The 19,995-nt window shown below is 66.3% G+C and carries 22 protein-coding genes and 1 tRNA gene; 16 read left to right on the top strand and 7 right to left on the bottom strand.

Annotated elements, in window-relative coordinates:
- Positions 1-61: 61 nt before the first annotated feature.
- The gene (locus HV766_RS02770) at positions 62-1,021 is read right to left on the bottom strand and encodes a LysR family transcriptional regulator (RefSeq protein ID WP_054459354.1); all 960 of its coding nucleotides are present in this window, start codon (positions 1,019-1,021) and stop codon (positions 62-64) included.
- A gap of 180 nt (positions 1,022-1,201) precedes the next feature.
- Here HV766_RS02770 and HV766_RS02765 point away from each other — a divergent pair, with 180 nt between their 5' ends.
- Positions 1,202-1,660 (top strand): Lrp/AsnC family transcriptional regulator, encoded by a 459-nt coding sequence (locus tag HV766_RS02765; RefSeq protein ID WP_054459352.1) that lies wholly within the window; start codon positions 1,202-1,204, stop codon positions 1,658-1,660.
- 71 nt (positions 1,661-1,731) lie between these two features.
- Here HV766_RS02765 and HV766_RS02760 read toward each other — a convergent pair.
- Positions 1,732-1,805 (bottom strand) — tRNA-Gly (locus tag HV766_RS02760).
- A 185-nt stretch (positions 1,806-1,990) separates the two neighbouring features.
- Between HV766_RS02760 and trmB the strand changes: the two genes are divergently transcribed.
- The 5 genes from trmB (at position 1,991) to lysM (ending at position 5,058) form a co-directional block, all read left to right on the top strand.
- Positions 1,991-2,815 carry a tRNA (guanosine(46)-N7)-methyltransferase TrmB gene (gene trmB / locus HV766_RS02755; protein WP_175180506.1) on the top strand — a complete coding sequence of 275 codons (825 nt, stop codon included), beginning with the start codon at positions 1,991-1,993 and terminating at the stop codon, positions 2,813-2,815.
- On the top strand, positions 2,815-3,753 hold the full coding sequence (gene pip, locus HV766_RS02750) for a prolyl aminopeptidase (protein WP_175180505.1): 939 nt from the start codon (positions 2,815-2,817) through the stop codon (positions 3,751-3,753). Before trmB ends, pip begins: the two co-directional genes overlap by 1 nt.
- A 14-nt stretch (positions 3,754-3,767) precedes the next feature.
- Positions 3,768-3,968 carry a sulfur carrier protein ThiS gene (thiS, locus tag HV766_RS02745; protein ID WP_054459345.1) on the top strand — a complete coding sequence of 67 codons (201 nt, stop codon included), beginning with the start codon at positions 3,768-3,770 and terminating at the stop codon, positions 3,966-3,968.
- A gap of 282 nt (positions 3,969-4,250) precedes the next feature.
- Positions 4,251-4,568, top strand: a complete 318-nt coding sequence (locus tag HV766_RS02740; RefSeq protein ID WP_054459343.1) for a hypothetical protein — start codon at positions 4,251-4,253, stop codon at positions 4,566-4,568.
- Positions 4,569-4,611: 43 nt separating this feature from the next.
- Entirely contained in the window at positions 4,612-5,058 is a 447-nt protein-coding gene (lysM, locus tag HV766_RS02735) for a peptidoglycan-binding protein LysM (protein WP_054459342.1), read from the top strand.
- A 262-nt stretch (positions 5,059-5,320) separates the two neighbouring features.
- On the opposite strand, the gene ffh is transcribed toward lysM, so the two are convergent.
- Positions 5,321-6,727 (bottom strand): signal recognition particle protein, encoded by a 1,407-nt coding sequence (gene ffh, locus HV766_RS02730; protein ID WP_054459340.1) that lies wholly within the window; start codon positions 6,725-6,727, stop codon positions 5,321-5,323.
- Between the two features lie 106 nt (positions 6,728-6,833).
- Here ffh and HV766_RS02725 point away from each other — a divergent pair, with 106 nt between their 5' ends.
- From HV766_RS02725 to HV766_RS02710, 4 genes are all read left to right on the top strand, one after another.
- Positions 6,834-7,676, top strand: a complete 843-nt coding sequence (locus HV766_RS02725) for a cytochrome C assembly family protein (protein ID WP_054459338.1) — start codon at positions 6,834-6,836, stop codon at positions 7,674-7,676.
- A gap of 1 nt (position 7,677) precedes the next feature.
- Complete coding sequence (locus HV766_RS02720; protein WP_054459336.1) at positions 7,678-7,941, top strand: PP0621 family protein; 264 nt, start codon at positions 7,678-7,680, stop codon at positions 7,939-7,941.
- Positions 7,942-8,013: 72 nt separating this feature from the next.
- Positions 8,014-8,592: a 1,6-anhydro-N-acetylmuramyl-L-alanine amidase AmpD gene (ampD, locus tag HV766_RS02715; RefSeq protein WP_119450465.1), complete on the top strand. Its 579-nt coding sequence runs from the start codon at positions 8,014-8,016 to the stop codon at positions 8,590-8,592.
- Between the two features lie 16 nt (positions 8,593-8,608).
- Positions 8,609-9,229 carry a glutathione S-transferase family protein gene (locus tag HV766_RS02710; RefSeq protein ID WP_054459332.1) on the top strand — a complete coding sequence of 207 codons (621 nt, stop codon included), beginning with the start codon at positions 8,609-8,611 and terminating at the stop codon, positions 9,227-9,229.
- A 17-nt stretch (positions 9,230-9,246) separates the two neighbouring features.
- Here the strand turns inward: HV766_RS02710 and HV766_RS02705 are convergent, their stop codons facing one another.
- The gene (locus tag HV766_RS02705) at positions 9,247-10,065 is read right to left on the bottom strand and encodes an IclR family transcriptional regulator (protein ID WP_054459330.1); all 819 of its coding nucleotides are present in this window, start codon (positions 10,063-10,065) and stop codon (positions 9,247-9,249) included.
- A gap of 334 nt (positions 10,066-10,399) precedes the next feature.
- On the opposite strand from HV766_RS02705, the gene HV766_RS02700 reads away from it, so the two are divergent.
- From HV766_RS02700 to HV766_RS02685, 4 genes are read left to right on the top strand one after another with little or no spacing between them, the layout of a single operon-like run.
- On the top strand, positions 10,400-11,401 hold the full coding sequence (locus HV766_RS02700; RefSeq protein ID WP_054459328.1) for a 2-dehydro-3-deoxygalactonokinase: 1,002 nt from the start codon (positions 10,400-10,402) through the stop codon (positions 11,399-11,401).
- Positions 11,402-11,410: 9 nt separating this feature from the next.
- Complete coding sequence (locus HV766_RS02695; RefSeq protein ID WP_054459326.1) at positions 11,411-12,064, top strand: 2-dehydro-3-deoxy-6-phosphogalactonate aldolase; 654 nt, start codon at positions 11,411-11,413, stop codon at positions 12,062-12,064.
- Positions 12,061-13,209, top strand: a complete 1,149-nt coding sequence (gene dgoD, locus HV766_RS02690; protein WP_054459324.1) for a galactonate dehydratase — start codon at positions 12,061-12,063, stop codon at positions 13,207-13,209. The genes HV766_RS02695 and dgoD overlap by 4 nt, the downstream gene beginning before the upstream one ends.
- Before the next feature lie 42 nt (positions 13,210-13,251).
- The gene (locus HV766_RS02685) at positions 13,252-14,562 is read left to right on the top strand and encodes an MFS transporter (protein ID WP_119450466.1); all 1,311 of its coding nucleotides are present in this window, start codon (positions 13,252-13,254) and stop codon (positions 14,560-14,562) included.
- 79 nt (positions 14,563-14,641) lie between these two features.
- Here the strand turns inward: HV766_RS02685 and HV766_RS02680 are convergent, their stop codons facing one another.
- From HV766_RS02680 to HV766_RS02670, 3 genes are all read right to left on the bottom strand, one after another.
- On the bottom strand, positions 14,642-15,841 hold the full coding sequence (locus tag HV766_RS02680; RefSeq protein ID WP_175180504.1) for an MFS transporter: 1,200 nt from the start codon (positions 15,839-15,841) through the stop codon (positions 14,642-14,644).
- Between the two features lie 186 nt (positions 15,842-16,027).
- Entirely contained in the window at positions 16,028-16,801 is a 774-nt protein-coding gene (locus HV766_RS02675) for an IclR family transcriptional regulator (protein WP_175180503.1), read from the bottom strand.
- On the bottom strand, positions 16,791-17,588 hold the full coding sequence (locus HV766_RS02670; RefSeq protein WP_119450470.1) for an IclR family transcriptional regulator: 798 nt from the start codon (positions 17,586-17,588) through the stop codon (positions 16,791-16,793). Before HV766_RS02670 ends, HV766_RS02675 begins: the two co-directional genes overlap by 11 nt.
- Before the next feature lie 184 nt (positions 17,589-17,772).
- On the opposite strand from HV766_RS02670, the gene HV766_RS02665 reads away from it, so the two are divergent.
- Both HV766_RS02665 and HV766_RS02660 read left to right on the top strand, forming a co-directional pair.
- Positions 17,773-18,939 carry an acyl-CoA dehydrogenase family protein gene (locus HV766_RS02665; RefSeq protein WP_175180502.1) on the top strand — a complete coding sequence of 389 codons (1,167 nt, stop codon included), beginning with the start codon at positions 17,773-17,775 and terminating at the stop codon, positions 18,937-18,939.
- A gap of 63 nt (positions 18,940-19,002) precedes the next feature.
- Positions 19,003-19,986, top strand: coding sequence for a Bug family tripartite tricarboxylate transporter substrate binding protein (locus HV766_RS02660; protein ID WP_119450472.1), 984 nt, complete (start codon positions 19,003-19,005; stop codon positions 19,984-19,986).
- Positions 19,987-19,995 lie beyond the last annotated feature (9 nt).

The following is a 19,995-nucleotide window of genomic DNA, read 5'->3' as shown; positions in this document are numbered from 1 at the left end:
ACAATCTGGCGAAGGCGGACTGGCTAAGCCGGGTCAGCTCAGACCCGGGGGAGGAAAGGCCTCAGCTTCGGGCAGCGGCGCGCGCGCGTCTCGGCCTGCTTGCGTCAAGGGAATTCCACCGGCCCGCGCGTTCTTCGATGGTGGAGGGAAAAATCTCCAGGCAAAGCTTGTGAAGCGAACGCACGAATGGATTCGATTTCAGGAACATGGCTTCGCCGAAATAGATGGGAATCCTCGGCGCGTTGGGAAGCGCGATGCAGCTCAGGCGCCGATCCGACTCGTCAATGCACCACGTGGGAAGCAATGCGAAACCCAGGCCTTCATCGACGCAACGCTTGACGCTCATGCTGGTCGAGGTAGACACCGCGACCTTGGGCTGCTCGTTGCCGACCGACAAATAGTCCAATGCGATATTGCGGAGCATCTGGCCCGGTTCATATGTCACCAGCGGCCGCCCAAGCGCCCATTCCGGAACAGCCGTCTCATCGGCTGGCGCCGGCCAGCTCGACGGGAACGCCAGCGCCGGCTGGTAGTGGCAGATAACGCGCTGCGGAATCACGGTGTCGCCAAAATAGCGCTCGCTCAAACAGACATCCAGCGAGCCGTTGCGGATCAGCTCCGGCAGCGAGACGTCCTTTTCGTAGCCGACGATCTCGACGTTGGGATACATGCGCCGAAACTTCGTCAGCACCGGCGGCAGCAGGTAGTAGAAGATCGCGTGCGGCATCCCGATACGAATGACTGGCCGTTCCTTGTCGATCAGGTTGCCCAGGCGCGTCAGCATGACGTCGAATTCCGGCGCCAACAGCCGGTAAAGGCTGGTGCCGCGCGGAGTGAGCTTGATCGACTTGGCGCCGCGCCCAGCCACCACCAGCTTCTCGCCGACGCGCTGCTCGAGGCGCCGGATGTGATTGGCCACCGACTGGTAGGTGATGTTCAGCCGGCGCGCCGCGGCGGAATACGTGCCCTCCTGTGCGACAAGGAAAAAAGTCTGCGTGAGAGTAAGGTCCACCTCTTGCATCGCGCATCCGGCTCGCCGGCTCAAATATAAAATTTCTTGTAGGTTTGGCTCGATGAATTGTATCGCCCCCGGGGGGTAGCGGCCTATAACATCGACCTCAGGTTTGGCCTCCGAACCGCGCGGCGGCAACGGCATACAGGTATGTACGCTGCGCAAAAGGGAGGGTAAGTTGAGTGAGCCATGGACAAGAAAGATCGCTGCATCCTCGCGTTGCTTCAGACTGATGCGCGCCTCTCGAACAATGAAATCGCCGAACGGGTCCACCTGTCCCCGACCGCATGCTGGAAGCGGATTCAGCATCTGCAGGCGTCCGGCCTTATTCGCCGCCAGGTTTGCCTGTTGGACAACAACAAGGCGGGGCTGGGCGTGACTGTGTTCGTGTCGATAAAGACGAACCGCCATGACCTGAATTGGCTCGAGAAATTCTCGCTCGGCGTCAAGGATATGCCCGAAGTCATGGAGTTCTATCGGATGACCGGCGACACCGACTACCTTCTCAAGGTGGTGGTGCCCGATATCGCCGGGTTCGATTTCGTCTACAAGAAGCTCATCCAGGTCGCCGAACTGTTTGACGTCAGTTCGAGTTTTGCGATGGAGGAACTCAAGTACACCACGGCGTTGCCGCTTGATCATCTTTGATGCGCAGGCGCGACAAGCCCCAGTCTGAGGGAATTGCATCCCAAACCGAGGAATTGGACGTGGCGCGTAATTGGAGCGGGTGATGGGAATCGAACCCACGCTTGAGGCTTGGGAAGCCGCCGTTCTACCATTGAACTACACCCGCTCGGGTGTCGTGCCCTCGGCGCAAAGCCGAAGCAGAGGCGGCGATTATAGCGCGCCTTTTTTCATCGCCGCTGGCCGCCGCCGCCCTGCTGCAACAGGCCCTCAGCCTCAAGGTTGTAAATATGTCCCCAATTTAGTGCATCTGGGCGACAGCGGCATGCCGGGGCTGCCACTACAATTCGGGCTATGAATACGAACACCCCCGAAAACAACCCCGCAGCCGCCTCGGCCCCGGCTGCCGCAAGCGCCCCCGCGACGCCTGGCGGCGAGCCCTCGGCTGCCGCCGTCTCCCCGGAAACTCAGGCGGCGCTGGCCAGTACCGCCCACGCTCCCAACAGCCCGGGCGCGACCCATATCCGCAGTTTCGTGCACCGCCGCGGCCACATCACCCAGGGCCAGTTGGCCGCGCTCGAGCGCCTGATGGGCCAATGGTCCATTCCCTATGCGCCGCGCCGCCTGGATCCCGCCGCCGCCTTCGGCCGGCAGGCCCCGACGGTGCTGGAAATCGGCTTCGGCATGGGCGAGACCACCGAGAAGATCGCGCTGGCGCGCCCGGACGACAATTTCCTGGGCGTGGAGGTGTTCAACGCTGGCGTGGGCTCGCTGCTGCGCCGCATTGAAGACTCCAATATCCCGAACCTGCGCATCATCCAGCACGACGCGGTGGAAGTGGTGCGCGACATGATCGCCCCCGATTCGCTGGCCGGCGTGCATATCTATTTCCCCGATCCGTGGCCGAAGAAGCGCCATCACAAGCGCCGCCTGATCCAGCCCGCGTTCATCGCGCTCCTGGCCAGCCGCATCGCGCCGGGCGGCTACATCCATTGCGCCACCGATTGGGAAGACTACGCGGTGCAGATGCTGGAAGTGCTGGGCAATGAGCCGCAGCTTGCGAATACCGCGGACGGCTACGCTCCGCGCCCCGATTACCGCCCTCTGACCAAATTCGAGAACCGCGGCCTGCGACTGGGCCACGGCGTCTGGGACCTGATCTTCAAGCGAGTCGCCTGATGCTATACCCGCCCATCGAACCCTACCGCCAAGGCACGCTGGACACCGGCGACGGCCACCAGATCTACTGGGAACTCTGCGGCAATCCGCAGGGCAAGCCCGCCGTGTTCCTGCATGGCGGCCCCGGCAGCGGCTGCTCGCCCGTGCACCGGCAGCTGTTCGATCCGCAGCGCTACAACGTGCTGCTGTTCGATCAGCGCGGTTGCGGCCGTTCGCAGCCCCACGCCAGCCTGGAGAACAACACGACCTGGCATCTGGTGTCCGACATCGAACGTCTGCGCACCGAGGTCATGGGCGCGGAAAAGTGGCTGGTGTTCGGCGGGTCCTGGGGTTCGACGCTGGCGCTGGCCTATGCGGAAACGCACGTGTCCCACGTCAGCGAACTGGTGCTGCGCGGCATTTTCGGGCTGCGGCGCGCGGAGATCCACTGGTTCTACCAGGAAGGCGCGTCGTGGCTGTTCCCCGACCGCTGGGAAGAGTACCTGGCGCCGATTCCGGAAGACGAGCGCAGCGACCTGGTCGCGGCGTATCACAAGCGCCTGACGGGCGACGACCCGGCCGAGCAGTTGCGCGCCGCCAAGGCCTGGAGCAAATGGGAAGACAGCACCATCACGCTGCTGCCCAGCCCGCGCCACCAGCAAAGCCATGCCGCCGACCGCGCCGCGCTGGCGTTCGCGCGCATCGAGAACCACTACTTCGTGAACCGCGGCTTCATGGAAGAAGGCCAGCTGATACGCGATGCGCACAAGCTGCGCGGCATTCCGGGCACCATCGTGCAGGGGCGCTACGACGTCTGCACGCCCGCGCGCACCGCCTGGGATCTGCACCGCGCCTGGCCCGAAGCCGAATTCCACCTGGTCCCGGATGCGGGCCATGCGTTTGACGAACCCGGCACGTTGGCGCGGCTGATCGCCGCCACCGACGGCTATGCGCGATAACTGAGGAGACCTGCATGCACATCACCCTGAACGGAGACGCACGGGAGTTTCCCCTGGACACGACCGTGAACGAGCTGCTGGAAGCCCTGGGCTATGCCGGCAAGCGCGTGGCCGTGGAACGCAACGGCGAAATCGTGCCCAAAAGCCAGCACGCGCAGACTGCGCTGACGGACGGAGACCAGATCGAAATCGTGGTGGCCGTGGGCGGCGGCTGACACCAGCGCCGCGCTGAAAGACAGCCAAGACAAGGGCCGCTGCGATAGCGGCCCTTGTCGCATGTAGCCGCGCGCCCGATGCGGTTTAGACCGATCGCGGCGCATTCCCTGCAAACTGACCAGCATTCTTGCGTAGTCTGCCAACAGGCTAGCAACCTGTTACACGTTAACCCCTCGTCGCCCGGGGAATGTGCGAGTCATAATCGTTCCTGCTGGTTTCGTACGTTCGTCTTGCTGTTGTTCTAGCGTTGCACATCGCCCTCGCGGGGCAGAGGAGGCATCATGAACACCGCAGTCATCATCAACCTGATCATCCAGCTTGTCGCCGGCGCTGCCGCAGGCAATGGCTTGGGAAAGATGCTCCAGCAGTTCAATCTGGGTCCGTTGGGCAATACCATCGCAGGCGCCATCGGCGGCCTGGCAGGGGGTTCCTGGCTGGCTCCGATGATCACCGCCGGAGCGAACGCGGTTGCAGCAGGCAATACGGGACTGGATCTTTCCGCGATCGCCAGCAGCGTGGTCGGCGGCGGCGTCGGTGGCGCCGTGCTGACCTTGATCGCCGGCATCGTGCGCAAAATGTTCATGGGCCAAAAGCCCTGATGGCACTTGTTTCTCTCACCGCAACATAGATAAAGGAAACACTATGGGTCTGCTCAATTTCATCAAGGACGTTGGAGAAAAGCTCTTCGGCGCCAGCGAGGCCAAGGCCGCGACGGCGGACGAATTGAAGAAAGAGCTCGATAAGCACGGCCTGAATGCCGACGGCTTGCAGATCTCGGTCGATGGCGACAAGGTCACGGTGGCGGGCGAGGCCCTCAGCACTGAAGCGGCGGAGAAAATCACTCTGGCGCTGGGCAACACCGTGGGCGTGGCCCAGGTGGACAACCAACTGAAGGTGAAGCAGGCCACCCCGGAAGCCAAGATGTACACGGTGCAAAAGGGCGACAACCTGTGGAAGATTGCCGAAGCGCAATACGGCAAGGGCCAGGGCGCGAAGAACAACCTGATCTTCGAAGCCAACAAGCCCATGCTGACCAGCCCCGACAAGATCTACCCGGGCCAGGTGCTGCGTATCCCGCCCCTGTCCTGATCATTGCCGTAAATCGGACAGGCTGGAAGGCACCCATGCGCTTTCCGGCTTGCATCGCGGCAGGCGCCCCCTGCTAGCCGCGATTACTTGGCCAGACGCAATGTCTGGCCATTTTTTTCGCCCGTCTCTCCAATGAAAAATGCCCCAACAGGGGCATTCCGGTCCGGCGCAAGAAGGGTCTTTTCCGCAGGGCTGCCTAGGGAAAAAGCGCCCCCTTTTGGGGGGCACCGCCAGCGCACGCAGTGCGCGCGCCGTGGGGGCATCACTTCATTCCGAAGCGGCCCAAGCCCTTCATCCCGCCCATGGCGCGCATCATCTTGGCCATGCCGCCCTTCTTCATCTGCTTCATCATGCCCTGCATCTGGTCGAACTGTGCCAGCAGGCGGTTGACCTCTTGCACCGGCACGCCGGAGCCGGCCGCGATGCGGCGCTTGCGCGAGGCCTTGATGAGTTCGGGCTTGGCGCGTTCGGCCGCCGTCATGGAGTTCAGGATGCCTTCGGTGCGGCGCAGCTGCTTTTCAGCCTGGCCGCCCTGCAATTGGCCGGCAGCCTGTTGAAACTGGGCGGGCAGCTTTTCCAGCAGCGAGCCCATGTCGCCCAGCTTCTTCACCTGGCCAAGCTGGTCGCGAAAGTCGTTCAGGTCGAACTTGTTGCCCGACTTGATCTTCGCGGCGAGCTTCTGGGCTTCGGCGATGTCGATGTTCTTCTGGGCCTGTTCGACCAGCGAGACGATGTCGCCCATGCCCAGCACGCGCTGCGCCATGCGCTCGGGATAGAACGGCTCCAGGCCATCGAGCTTTTCCGAGACGCCGACGAACTTCAGGGGCTTGCCGGTAACGTGGCGCACCGACAGGGCCGCGCCGCCGCGGGCGTCGCCGTCCAGCTTGGTCAGCACCACGCCGGTCAGGGGCAGCGCTTCGGCAAAGGCGCGCGCGGTGTTGACCGCGTCCTGGCCCTGCATGGCGTCGACCACGAACAGCGTTTCCACCGGCTTGACCAGGTCATGCAGCGCGCGGATTTCGCGCATCATGGCTTCGTCGATGCCCAAACGGCCGGCCGTGTCCAGGATCAGCACGTCATAGTGATGGCGGCGCGCGTGGTCCACCGCGTTGCGGGCGATGTCCTCGGGCTTCTGGCTGGGGTCGGACGGCAGGAAGTCCACGCCCACCTGTGCTGCCACGCTCTTCAGCTGATCGATAGCGGCCGGGCGGTAGACGTCGGCGGACACCACCAGCACTTTCTTCTTGCCGGTCTTGCGGCCGTGCTGGGTGTGCTGGCCTTCGCTGAGCCAGCGCGCCAGCTTGCCGGTGGTGGTGGTCTTGCCGGCGCCCTGCAGGCCTGCCATCAGGATGACGGCAGGCGGCTGCACCGCCAGCGACAGTTCGCCGGAGTCGGCGCCCAGGTCGCCGCCCATCAGGGCGGTCAGTTCCTTGTGGACCACGCCCACCAGGGCCTGGCCCGGGCTGAGGCTGCTGGCGACTTCTTCGCCCAGCGCCTTTTCCTTCACGCGCGCGACGAACTCGCGCACGACGGGCAGTGCCACGTCGGCTTCCAGCAGCGCCATGCGCACTTCGCGCAGCATCTCCTGGGTGTTGGCCTCGGTCAGGCGGGCTTCCCCGCGCAGCGTCTTGACGACGCGCGACAGGCGTTGAGTTAGGTTATCGAGCATGAGAGGCGTTTCCGCTTAAACTAGTTGATTGAACGGTGGCCGCAGGCGCGGATTCTGCGCTTTCGGGCGGCATGCGCCCCAAGGCCCCATCCAGACAACGGTTTCTATGTCACTAGGCATTGTATTTCACACGGCGGCTGCCTTGGCGTACGCGGTGCTGGGAGGGTCGCTTTGGATCCGCCTGGCCCGTGGCGGCGGCGTGGAACAGACCGGCAAAATCGCCCGCCTGTGCCTGCTGGGTGCCCTGGTTCTCCATGGAATCGGGCTGCAACAATCGATGCTGGGGGCCCAGCATCTGTTCATCGGGTGGGCGTTGGCCCTGTCCGCGGCCATCTGGCTGGGCATGGTGGTGTTCTGGCTGGAAAGCCTGCTGGTGCGCATAGACGGCCTGCAATTGCTGCTGCTGCCGGCAGCCACCATCGCCAGCGGCCTGGCCGCAATCTTTCCCCAGGGCCAATTCGTGCCCCATGCCAACGACGCGTGGCTGCGCGTCCACCTGCTGATCGCCCTGGCGGCCTACGGCCTGATCACCATCGCCGCGCTGCACGCCATGATGATGGCGCTGCTGGACCGCCATCTGCATCGCCCGCTGGAAGCTCCCGCCGAACGCAGCATCGTCGGCCGCGTGCTGGACTCCCAGCCGCCGCTGCTGGTGCAGGAACAGCTGCTGTTCCGCATCATCTGGATCGGCTTCATCGTGCTGACGCTGGCCGTGGGCACGGGTTCGGTGGCGTCCATGAAGCTGACGGGCAAGATCCTGCCCTTCGACCACAAGACCGTGTTCACGCTGCTGTCATGGCTGACCTTCGGCGTGCTGCTGGCCGGCCGCCACGTCTGGGGCTGGCGCGGCCGCGTCGCCCTGCGCTGGACGCTTACGGGTTTCGGGTTCCTGATTCTGGCCTATACCGGCAGCCGGTTCGTGCTGGAAATGATTCTGCATCGAGGTTGAAGTGGGCAAGTTGCTGTTCTGGATTGTTCTGATCATCCTGGTGCTGTTCGTGGCCCGTCTGGCGGGCCGCATGGCCGCGGCGCGGCAAGCCGGCCAGCAGGACGCGAAAAAGCCCAAGGCCGATGCGCGCGGCCCCAAGCCGCTGGAGTCCATGGTGCGCTGCGCCCACTGCGGCATCCATCTGCCCCGGTCCGAGGCCTTGCAGCAGAACGGCCAGACCTGGTGCAGCTCGGAACACGCGCGCCTGGGCCCGGCCCGGCACTGATCCGCCTGATTAGAGGCTTGCCGCCCTGCACGGCATAATGCGTGTTGGAAACCACACGCATGCTCTCTTCCCATGGCCTTGCTTCTGGATCGTCATGGCTGGCTGGCGCCAGCCCCGGGTGTTTCGCTCATGCCCTCCCCCAACTGCGACGCGCGCCCTGCCGGCGCGCAGGCGTCGCTGCTGGTGCTGCACAACATCAGCCTGCCGCCGGGGCGATTCGGCGGCCCTGAAGTCGCGGGGCTGTTCCTGAATACGCTGGACTACGGTTCGCATCCCTGGCTGGAACGGCTGCGCGGCCTGCGCGTGTCGGCGCATTTCTTCATCCGCCGCGACGGCAGCATCATCCAGTTCGTGTCCACCGACGAACGCGCCTGGCATGCGGGCGTGTCGCGTTTTGCCGGCCGCGAACGCTGCAATGACTTTTCCATCGGCATCGAGCTCGAGGGCACGGATACCCTGCCCTATGCCGAAGAGCAATACCTGGCGCTGCGCAAGCTGACGCCGGCTCTGCGCGCGCGCCATCCGCTGGCCGCCGCCTGGGGCCATGAACACATCGCCCCGGGCCGCAAGACCGATCCCGGACCCGCTTTCAACTGGACGCGCTTCTCGCGCGACAGCGGCTTTGCACGGCGGCAGCTGCCGCCCGTCTGACACTAAAGGAATGGTTATGTTGAAGATCTGGGGACGCCTGACTTCCGTCAACGTTCAGAAAGTCATGCTGGCGGTGCGCGAACTGGCCCTGCCGCACTCCTTCACGCAGGCTGGCGGTCCGTTCGGCGTGGTCGATACGCCCGAATTCGCCAAGCTGAATCCCAACCGTACGGTCCCCGTCATCGACGACGGCGGCTTCGTGCTGTGGGAATCGAACGCCATCGTGCGCTATCTGTCCGCGCGCTACGGCGTGGGCAGCCTGTGGCCGGAAGACGTGTGCCTGCGCGCCGACGCCGACCGCTGGATGGACTGGCAGGCCACCGAATGGCAGGGCGTCATGGGTCCGGCGTTCCTGGGCCTGATCCGCACGCCCGAGGAAAAGCGCGACCGCGCCGCCATCGAGAACTCGGTCAAGCGTTCGAATGCCCGTGCCCTGATCCTGGACCAGGCCCTGCAGGGCCGCGAGTTCATCGCCGGCCGCCAACTGACCATGGGTGATATCGCCCTGGTCTGCTCCGCCCACCGCTGGCTGGCCCTGCCGATCGAACGGCCGGACACGCCGGCGCTGTCGGCCTGGTACCGCCGCGTCATGATGCGTCCGGCCCCGCAGGGCGTGCTGACGCTGCCGCTGGAATAAGACACAGGGCCGCGGCCTCAGCCGCGGTCCACCTTCCATCCCAGTTCCGCTGAAATCCCCGCTGCGGCGCCCTGCACCACGGCGACCATGTCGCGCATGCGATCCAGCGACATATAGGGCACCGTGCTGGACACACTGATGGCGGCGACGATGCCGCTGGACGCGTCGCGCACGGGCGCCGCCACGCAGCGGATCGACGGTTCGTTGTCTTCCAGGTCGAACGCGTAGCCGTGGGCGGCATAGTCGCGCATACGGTCGCGGAAGGCCTCCCAGGTCTGGCTGCCGCCTCCCGCGCGCGACGACACCGGCGCGCCGACACGGTACAGCGCTTTCCACTGCGGTTCTTCGGTATCCAGCAGCAAGGCCTTGCCCACGCCCGTGGCGGCCAGCGGCATGCGGTGCCCCACGCGCGAGCGCATCTCCAGCCCCTTCTTGCCGGGGATCTTTTCCAGGTACAGGACTTCGTCGTTGTCGCGCACGGCCAGGTGGATGGTGTCGCCCGTCTGTTCCGCCAGGCTGTCCAGATAAGGACGCGCCAGCGTCGCCATCGGAAAGGCTTCGCGCGCCTGGAAACCCAGTTCGATCAGCTTCGGCCCCAGCACATAGCCCACGCCGGGCAGGGACCGCAGATAGCGTTCCTGCACCAGGCAGCTGGCCAGCCGGTGCGTGGTGCTGCGCGCCACGCCGATGCGGGCGCAGATTTCCTTCAGGTCGCGCGCGCCGCCGGACACGGCCTGCACCACCGCCAGGCCGCGCATCAGCGTCTGCGTGCCGGCGGGCGCGGCGCCATCGGGGTCCAGGGTGGGCGTACGGTCGGGAGTCTGCGTAGAGGTCATGAAAGCGGGGCCGGGCGACAAAGAGAACGATTGCAAGCATAACCGCCACCATCGCGGCGAGATGCGGGGAAAAGGCGCGCTTTCCGGGCGATATGCCCGGAGGATGCTCCAGGCGCAGGGAGCGCGCCTCATCACCGTCCTTTCCCTGTATGTGGGATTTAATTCTATATTTTGAGATTTTTCAAGCGCTGATCTAGAATTTTTCCCATCGCCCGCCGCGTGCTCACGAACATCCGGCGGGCCTGAGACAACAAGGTCCGCAGAGCCCTGCCCCCGCGCCAGCCTCACCGCGCGTCCGCAGCCCGGTTTGCGGCCGGAAACGAGACAGCTTCTGATGACTACCGGATCTCCCGCCCGCGCGGCGCTTATCGCGCTGGATTGGGGCACCTCCTCGCTGCGCGCCTACCGTCTGGATGCCGCCGGCCGCACGCTGGATACGCGCCATCTGCCCTGGGGCATCATGCGCCTGCCGCAGCCGCTGCAGGACGGCGCCGCCACCACCGCCCTGTCGGGCTTCGAGCTGGCCTTCGAACAGGCTTGCGGCGATTGGCTGCGCGCCGAACCGGCCCTGCCTGTGATCGCCTGCGGCATGGTCGGCAGCGCCCAGGGCTGGAAGGAAGCCGCCTACCTAGACGTGCCGGTCGACCTGCAGCGCATCGGCACGCTGCTGACCAAGGTCGAACGCGAGGACGGTCCTGCCCTGCACATCGTGCCCGGCCTGATCCAGCGCCATGGCCTGCCCAACGTCATACGCGGCGAAGAAACCCAGGTCGTCGGCGTGATGGCGGACCAGGCGACCCGCAGCGCCGACAGCGTCCTGATAGGCCTGCCCGGCACGCATTCGAAGTGGGTCAGCGCCCGCCGCGGCCGCGTCACCCACTTCGACACCTTCATGACCGGCGAGGTCTACGCGGCGCTGCGCGGCCACACCATCCTGGGCCGGACCATGGCCGACGCCGCCAGCGCCGACATGGCCGCCTTCGAGCGCGGCCTGAAAGTTGCCGGCGCGCCCGCCGGCCGCGCGGGCGTGCTGTCCACCATCTTCAGCACGCGCGCGCTCGGCCTGACCGGCGAACTGGCGCCCGAATCGCAGGCTGACTATCTGTCGGGCCTGCTCATCGGCCATGAAATCGCGGCGCTTGCCGACATGCTGCAGCAGCAGGGCGAACTGCCCCGCATCGTGCTTTGCGGCGACCCCGCGCTGTGCCGGCGCTACATCCAGGCCATGCAGCACTACGGCCTGGGCACGCCCGAACAGGCGCAGAACGCCACCGAGCGCGGCCTGTGGCACCTGGCCATCTGCGCCGGGCTGATCGCCTCGCCCCCCACGGAATAGGAACCAAACATGAACCATCCCGGTCTGCAAACCGCCATGGCCCATTGCGGCCTGATCGCCATCCTGCGCGGCATCAAGCCCGCCGAGGCCGAAGCCATAGGGCAGGAACTCTATGCCGCGGGCTTTCGCCTGATCGAAGTGCCGCTGAATTCGCCCGATCCGCTGGACAGCATCCGCGCCATGCGCGCGGCGCTGCCCACCGACTGCCTGATCGGCGCGGGCACCGTGCTGGATCCCGAGGACTGCGCCCGCGTGCAGCAGGCCGGCGGCGAACTGATCGTCATGCCGCACAGCGACGCCGCAGTGATCCGCGCGGCCAAGGCGCTAGGCATGGCCTCCTGCCCCGGCGTGGCCACGCCCACCGAAGCCTACGCCGCACTGGCGGCCGGCGCCGACGTGCTGAAGATGTTTCCGGCCGAACAACTCGGCCCCGTCGTGCTGAAGGCCTGGCGCGCCGTGCTGCGCCCGCCGATCGCGCTGGCGCCCGTGGGCGGCATCACGCCCGACAACATCGCGATTTACGCCCAGGCGGGCGCCAGCGGCTTCGGCCTGGGCTCCGCCTTGTACAAACCCGGCCTGTCGGCCGCCCAAGTCGGCCAGAACGCGCGCGCATTCATCGCGGCCTGGCAACGCGCCTATCCCGCCCAGGAGACCCAAGCATGAAGATCACCAAGCTCACCACCTACATCGTGCCGCCGCGGTGGTGCTTCCTGAAGATTGAAACGGACGCCGGCATCGTAGGCTGGGGCGAACCGGTCGTCGAAGGCCGCGCCCATTCGGTCGCCGCCGCCGTCGAGGAACTATCCGACTACCTGATCGGCAAAGACCCCCGCAACATCGAAGACCACTGGACCGTGCTGTACCGCGGCGGCTTCTACCGCGGCGGCGCCATCCACATGAGCGCGCTGGCCGGCATCGACCAGGCCCTGTGGGACATCAAGGGCAAGGACCTGGGCGTACCCGTGTCGCAGCTGCTGGGCGGCAACGTGCGCGACCGCATCCGCGTGTACTCGTGGATCGGCGGCGACCGCCCGGCCGACACCGCCGCGGCCGCCAAGAGCGCCGTGGAGCGTGGCTTCACCGCCGTGAAGATGAACGGCACCGAGGAACTGCAGTACATCGATTCCTTCGACAAGGTCGAGAAGTGCCTGGAGAACGTGGCCGCCGTGCGCGACGCGGTCGGCCCCAACGTAGGCATAGGCGTGGACTTCCATGGCCGCGTGCACAAGCCCATGGCCAAGGTGCTGATGAAGGAGCTGGACCCGTTCAAGCTCATGTTCATCGAAGAACCCGTGCTGAGCGAACACTACGAAGCATTGAAGGAACTGGCTCCGCTGACCTCCACCCCGATCGCGCTGGGCGAACGCCTGTTCTCGCGCTGGGACTTCAAGCGCGTGCTGTCCGAAGGCTATGTGGACATTATCCAGCCTGACCCGTCGCACGCCGGCGGCATCACCGAGACCCGCAAGATCGCGGCCATGGCCGAAGCCTATGACGTGGCGCTGGCGCTGCACTGCCCGCTGGGCCCGATCGCGCTGGCCACCTGCCTGCAGATCGACGCCGGTTGCTACAACGCCTTCATCCAGGAACAAAGCCTGGGCATCCACTACAACGCCGCCAACGACCTGCTGGACTACGTCAGCAACCGCGAAGTCTTCGCCTACGAAGACGGCATGGTCGCGATTCCGCAAGGCCCGGGCCTGGGCATCGAGGTCAACGAGGAATACGTGAAGGAACGCGCCGCCGTGGGCCACCGCTGGCGCAACCCGATCTGGCGCCACGCCGACGGCAGCTTCGCCGAATGGTAAGCCGATAAAAATCAGCCGATAGAGAGAAAGAGGAGACATCCCTTGTCCACTGCCACCCACGCCGGCCTGCAGGGCGCCCAGCGCCCCACGCGCAGCCGGTACCTCATCATGGTGATGCTGTTCATCACCGTCGTCATCAACTACCTGGACCGCAGCAACCTGTCGATCGCAGCACCCGCGCTCAAGGACGAGTTCGGCCTGGACACCGTGCATGAAGGCCTGATCCTGTCGGCCTTCGGCTGGACTTACGCCGCCATGCAGATCCCCGGCGGCTGGCTGGTGGACCGCGTGTCGCCGCGCGTGCTGTACGCGGCCGCGCTGATCCTGTGGTCGGCAGCCACGTTCTTCATGGGCTTTGCCGGCAGCTTCGTCATCCTGTTCGTGCTGCGCCTGGCCGTGGGCGCGCTGGAAGCCCCGGCCTATCCGATCAACAACCGCGTCGTCACCACCTGGTTCCCGGAACGCGAACGCGCCACCGCCATCGGCTTCTATACCTCGGGCCAGTTCGTCGGCCTGGCGTTCCTGACGCCGGTGCTGGCCTGGCTGCAGCACCACTACGGTTGGCATATGGTGTTCGTCAGCACCGGCCTGCTGGGCATCGTGTGGGGCGTGCTGTGGTTCATGATCTACCGCGAGCCGCGGCAGTTCAAGGGCGCGAACGCGGCGGAAATCGAGCTGATCCAGCAAGGCGGCGGCGTGGTCGACCTGGACCGCAGCGTCAAGGAAAAGAAGGCCCCGTTCAACTGGAACGACCTGGGCCTGGTCATGAGCAAGCGCAAGCTGTGGGGCGTGTACCTGGGCCAGTTCTGCCTGACGTCCACGCTGTGGTTCTTCCTGACCTGGTTCCCCACTTACCTGGTCAAGTACCGCGGCATGGACTTCATCAAGTCCGGCTTCCTGGCGTCGGTGCCCTTCCTGGCGGCCTTCATCGGCGTGCTGTGCTCGGGCGTGCTGTCCGACTTCCTGATCCGCCGCGGCGCCACCGTCGGCCTGGCGCGCAAGCTGCCCATCATCCTGGGCCTGCTGATATCCACGTCCATGATCGGCGCCAACTTCACCGACTCCACGCCTTGGGTGATCTTCTTCCTGGCCGTAGCCTTCTTCGGCAACGGCCTGGCGTCGATCACCTGGTCGCTGGTGTCCACGCTGGCGCCGGTGCGCCTCCTGGGCCTGACGGGCGGTGTGTTCAATTTCGTCGGCAACCTGTCGTCGATCTGCACGCCCATCGTCATCGGCTTCCTGGTGACGAAGGACAGCTTCGCGCCCGCCATCGTGTACGTGTCGTCGCTGGCCCTGCTGGGTGCGCTGTCGTACATCCTGCTGGTGGGGAAGGTGGAACGGATCGAGGCCTGAGCGACGCCGCGATTTCCCTGCATGAAGAAAGGGCGCCTGCATGCACAGGCGCCCTGTTTACTTGCTGCGCGTCGCGGCTTCAACAGCCCTGCATCGCCAGCTTGCGTTGGCGCTGGTTGCTGGCGCGCTGCCACAGCACCAGGCCCAGACCCGCTGCGGCGATGATTGCGCCGGCGACCGGCACCGCGGCATAGCCCATGCCCGCCGAGATCACGCCCCCGCCCGCTGCGGCGCCTACCGCGTTACCCAGGTTGAAGGCGCCCACGTTCACTGACGACGCCAGCCCCGGCGCATCGGTGGCGGCGCGCATGACGCGCATCTGCAGCGGCGGCACCACCGCAAACGTGCCGAAACCGAAGATCAGCAGCCCAATGGCGGCGCCGGTCTGCGTCGTAGCGAGCCACGGGAATGCCAGCAAGTCGGCGATGATCAGCACCAGGAAGGCGATCAGGCTGCCATCCAGCGAACGGTCGGCAAAACGCCCGCCCACCGTATTGCCGATAGTGAAGCCGATGCCGATCAGCACCAGCATCGCCGTGACGAAGTTGGGCGATGCGCCCGTCAGTTCGGCCAGGGTCGGCGCCACGTAGGTGTAAAGCGTGAACATCGCGCCCGCGCCCAGCACCGTGGTGAGCAGGGCCACCAGCACCACCGGGCTCTTCAGCACGGCCAGCTCGCGGCGGATGTCGGGACGGCGTCCGGCCTCGCCGGCCGGCAGCGCGAACCACAGCGACAGCATCGCGATCAGGCCCAGCACCGAGGTCGCGGCGAATGACATGCGCCAGCCTATGACCTGGCCCAGCCACGTGGCTGCGGGCACCCCGCCGACGTTGGCGATGGTCAGCCCCAGGAACATGGTGGCCACGGCGCTGGCCTGCTTGTGGCGCGGCACCAGGCTGGCCGCCACCAGCGAACCCAGGCCGAAGAAGGCGCCGTGGTTCAGGCTGGTGACCAGGCGCGCCAACAGCAGCGTCGTGTAGTTGGGCGACAGCGCGGACAGCACGTTGCCCACCGTGAAGATCGCCATCAGCACCAGCAAGGCGTTGCGGCGCGACCAGCGCGACAGCGCCAGCGTCATCAGCGGCGCGCCCACCATCACGCCGATGGCGTAGGCGCTGATCAGCATGCCGGCGCTGGGTATGGACACGTCCACCCCTTCGGCGATGACGGGCAACAGGCCCATGGGAGAAAACTCGGTCACGCCGATGCCGAAGGCACCGACGGCGAGCGCCAGCAATGGCAGGCCGGCCTTCACCGGCTGGGAGTCCTGGGGATTCATCTGGTTTCCTTGGGTTCGATTGCGCCGACCGGGAGAGCGGGCCGGCGCAAAGGGGCCGGCACGCGGGAAAACCCGGATCGGAAGACAGGCGTCCAGTATGCCGCCGTCATCCTTGCGAAAAAAGGCAGGAAACAGCGAAACACTTTTGACCTGGAGTCATGAATCCGGAAAAGGGGCCGATTCGTCTCAGGCCAGTCCCAGCAACCTTTCCGTCTCGCGCGCCAGGGCGACCAGGCGCGGGCCGATGTCGGCCGCGCGCTCGCGGTAAGGCCCGTCCTGCGCCGGCACGCCGCAATTGAAGACGTACAGCAACGACTGATAGGGCCTGCCCAGCGGCGCGGCAAAGCCATAGGCGTCCGGCCGCCACTCCAGGTTGTTGCCGCAATATCCCTTGCGCTCCAGATCGCGGCGCGCGGCCGCCAGGCTGGGGAAGTGGGCCTCGTAGTGCCGGGGATCCGCCACGCGCAGCTGGTTCAGGACGACCGCCCGCTCCTCATCCGACACCCGCGCCAGCCAAGCCTTGCCGGCGGCGCTGGACAACAGCGGCAGCGCCGCGCCTATATCGGGCCGCGTCTGCAAGGCTTCGTTGGAGCGGGCCGTCTCCACGTACACCATCTGGAGGCGGTCACGCACCACCAGCGACACGGCGCCGCGCGCGTGGTCGGCCAGTTGCTTCATCAGCGGCCGCGCCAATTGCCGGATCTGCATGCTGGCGAGCAAGGGATAGCTCAGCGCCAGCACCGAGGCGCCCAGCCGGTAGCGCGCCGGCTCGCCCTCGCGTTGCAGAAAACCCAATTCAACCAGCGTATGTGTCAAGCGCGCCACGGCGCTGCGCGACAGGCCGGTCTGCTGCGCGAAGTCCTTGTTCGCCAGCACCGGGCGGTCGGCGCGAAAGCACGCCAGGATATCGATGCCGCGCGCCAGCGTGGTGGTGAATTCCCGGTCCTGGTCATGCGTCATTCTGGCGCTCCAGCATTTTTTCCACGCGCGCCACCAGCGTCAGCAGACGCGGCGCGATGCGGCCGCGCAGGTCGCCCGGCCGCAGCCGCGTCACGGGCACGCCGCAGTTGAACACCAGCGCCTGGCCGTCGACCCGCGTGCGCATGGGTACCGCCACCGCGTGCACGTCCGAGTGCCAGTCGCCCTGCCCCACGCAATAGCCATGCTCGGCGTAGTCGCGCTGAGCCTGCTCCCAGTCCGGCGCGTGACGCCGCCAGACGGCGGGGTCCTGGCGCCGCAGCGCCGCCAGCAAGGGCTCAGCCTCGTCCGCCGGCGCCTGCGCGAGCCAGGCGCGCCCCATGGCCGAAGGCAGCAGCGGCAGCAAGGCGCCGATGTCCGGCCGGAACGACACGGCGTCATGGCCGCGACAGGTTTCCACGTACACCATGTTCAGGCCGTGATGCATGCCCAGCGAGGCCGAGCCGCCCGCCGCATCGGCCAGGCGCTTCATCAGCGGGCGCGCCAATTGGCGAACCTTGATGCTGGCCAGAAGCGGATAGCTCAGCGACAACACCGCCGTACCAAGCCGGTACCGCCGCAAGCCCCCGTCGTAGCGCAGCAAGCCGCGCTGCATCAGCGTGGTAGTCAAGCGTGAAATCGTGGCCTTGGACAGGCCGGTGCGGTCCGCCAGTTCGCGGTTGCTGAGCGCGGGTTCGCCATGCCGGAACGCCTGCAGCACTGACAAGCCGTGCGCCAGCGTGGTGGCGAAGGCGGGGTCGGCATGGCGCTCGCCGGGGCGGGTGGTCATGGTGGAGGTCCTGGGCGCGGCGCGCGCGGAATGCGCGGTCTGTCCCTGCCGATCATAGAGCAGCGACGGCCCGCCATGCGTTCAAGATATCAAAACACTTGTCTCAAATCCCGCGGCCTTTTGCTAGCCTGGATTCAACACGGCGCGGCACGCATCAGCGCCCATGATGAAACGGAGACTAGCCATGATCAGGGACCCTGACGGATTCCCGCAATTCCTCGAATCGCTGCGCCGCTACGTGCGAGAGCAACTGGCGCCGCGCGAAGCCGAGGTCGCCCGCCTGGACGAGGTGCCGCAGGACCTGGTCGCCAGCATGGCCGCGCAGGGACTGTTCGGCTATTCCATCCCGGAGCAATACGGCGGCGACGGCATGACGACCGAGGAGCTGATCCTGGCGGCCATGGAACTGTCGCAATGCTCGGTGGCGTTTCGCGCCCGGGTCGGCACCAACACGGGCATCGGCTCCGAGGCGCTGGTGGCGGACGGCACCGACGCGCAGAAGGCCCGCTACCTGCCGCGGCTGGCCTCCGGGGAACTGACCGGCTGCTTCGCCCTGACCGAGCCGCAGGCGGGTTCCGACGCCACTGCGCTGCGCACCACCGCCGTGCGCGACGGCGACCACTACGTGCTGAACGGCGAGAAGTGCTTCATCACCAATGCCCCGCTGGCGGGCCTGTTCACCGTCATGGCGCGCACCGATCCCGATGCGCCTGGCGCCAAGGGCATCACCGCATTCATCGTGGAGCGCGGCACGCCGGGCCTGTCCACCGGCCAGCCCTACGACAAGATGGGCCAGGCCGGATCGCCGGTTTCCGCCGTGCATTTCGAGGACTGCCGCGTGCCGGCAGACTGCATCATCGGCGGCCAGGAAGGCGTGGGCTTCAAGACGGCCATGAAGGTGCTGAACAAGCAGCGCATCCATCTGGCCGCGCTGTGCATCGGCCCGGCGATCCGCATGCTGGACGACACGTTGCGCTTCGTGGCCGAGCGCCAGCAGTTCGGCAAGCCGCTGATGGACTTCCAGTTGATCCAGGCCATGCTGGCCGACTGCCAGACCGAGATCCAGGCCGCCCGCGCGCTGGTTCTGCAAACCGCCCGCGAGCGCGATGCGGGCGAGGACGTGACGCTGAACGCCTCGATCTGCAAGTACTTCGCGTCCGAGATGTGTGGCCGCGTGGCGGACCGATGTGTGCAGATGCATGGCGGGTACGGCTACATCGCCGATCACGGCATCGAACGCTTCTACCGCGACGTGCGCCTGTTCCGCCTGTACGAGGGCACCAGCCAGATCCATCAATTGAACATCGCCCGCCATACGCTGAGCCAGGCGGGCTACACGCCCGGCCGCTAGGGCAATACAGGGACCGCAGCCGCAAGAAGCCGGCGGCCCGCCAAACCAAAGGAGACTTCCATCATGCTGCACAAGCACCTGCCGAAGTGGATCGGCGCCATGGCCGCCGCCTTCGCCTGCGCGGCGCTGCCGCCGCAAGCCGCGGCCGCCTATCCCGACAAGCCCGTGAGGCTGATCGTGCCCTTCGCCCCGGGCGGCTCGACCGACATCCTGGGCCGCCTGCTGGCCGAGGCGCTGCATCCCATCCTGGGCCAGCCGGTCATTGTGGAGAACAAGCCCGGCGCTGGCGGCAACATCGGCGGCGATTTCGTGGCCCGCGCCGCGCCCGACGGCTACACACTGCTGCTGGCCGCTGCCGGTCCCACCGTCATCAATCCCAGCCTGTACGCCAACATGCCGTTCAATCCGGCCAAGGACCTGGCGCCCATCACCTGCCTGGAACGCGAACACAACCTGATGGTGGTGACGAAGTCCATGCCGGTGAAGACGCTAGAGGAGTTCCTGCAGTACGCGCGCAACAACCCCGGCAAACTGTCGTTCGGCTCTCCCGGCAACGGTTCGCCCGCGCAGCTGGCTGGCGAACTGCTCAAGCAGCAGACCGGCATCCAGGCCGAGCACGTGCCCTACAAAGGCACCGGCCCCGCCATCACCGACCTGGTGGCCGGCCACATCGATTTCATGATCGACAACATGCCGGCGCTGCTGCCGCAGGTCAAGGCGGGTGGCCTGCGCGCGCTGGCGGTGCCCAGCGACCAGCGCGCCACCGCCGCGCCCGACATCCCCACCTTCGATGAAGCCGGCCAGAAGGGCTTTGTGGTGATGGCCTGGAAGGGATTGATGGCGCCTGCCGGCACCGACCCCGCGGTGATCGAACGGCTGCACGCCGCCGTGGTCAAGGCGCTGCAAGACCCGCAGCTGCGCACCCGCTTCCAGGAGCTGGGCGCGGAACCGCTGGCCAGCACGCCCGCCGAGTTCGCCAAGCAGATCGCCGACGAAACCGCCTGGTGGGGCAAGCTGGTGCAGTCCACCGGCACCCGCATCCAGTAGACCCGCCGG

The sequence above is a fragment of the Achromobacter aegrifaciens genome, from assembly GCF_902859735.1.
In the GTDB taxonomy this organism is placed as follows: domain Bacteria; phylum Pseudomonadota; class Gammaproteobacteria; order Burkholderiales; family Burkholderiaceae_B; genus Achromobacter; species Achromobacter aegrifaciens.
Note: the sequence above shows the minus strand (reverse complement) of the source record. Positions and strands in the feature narration are given on the sequence as shown.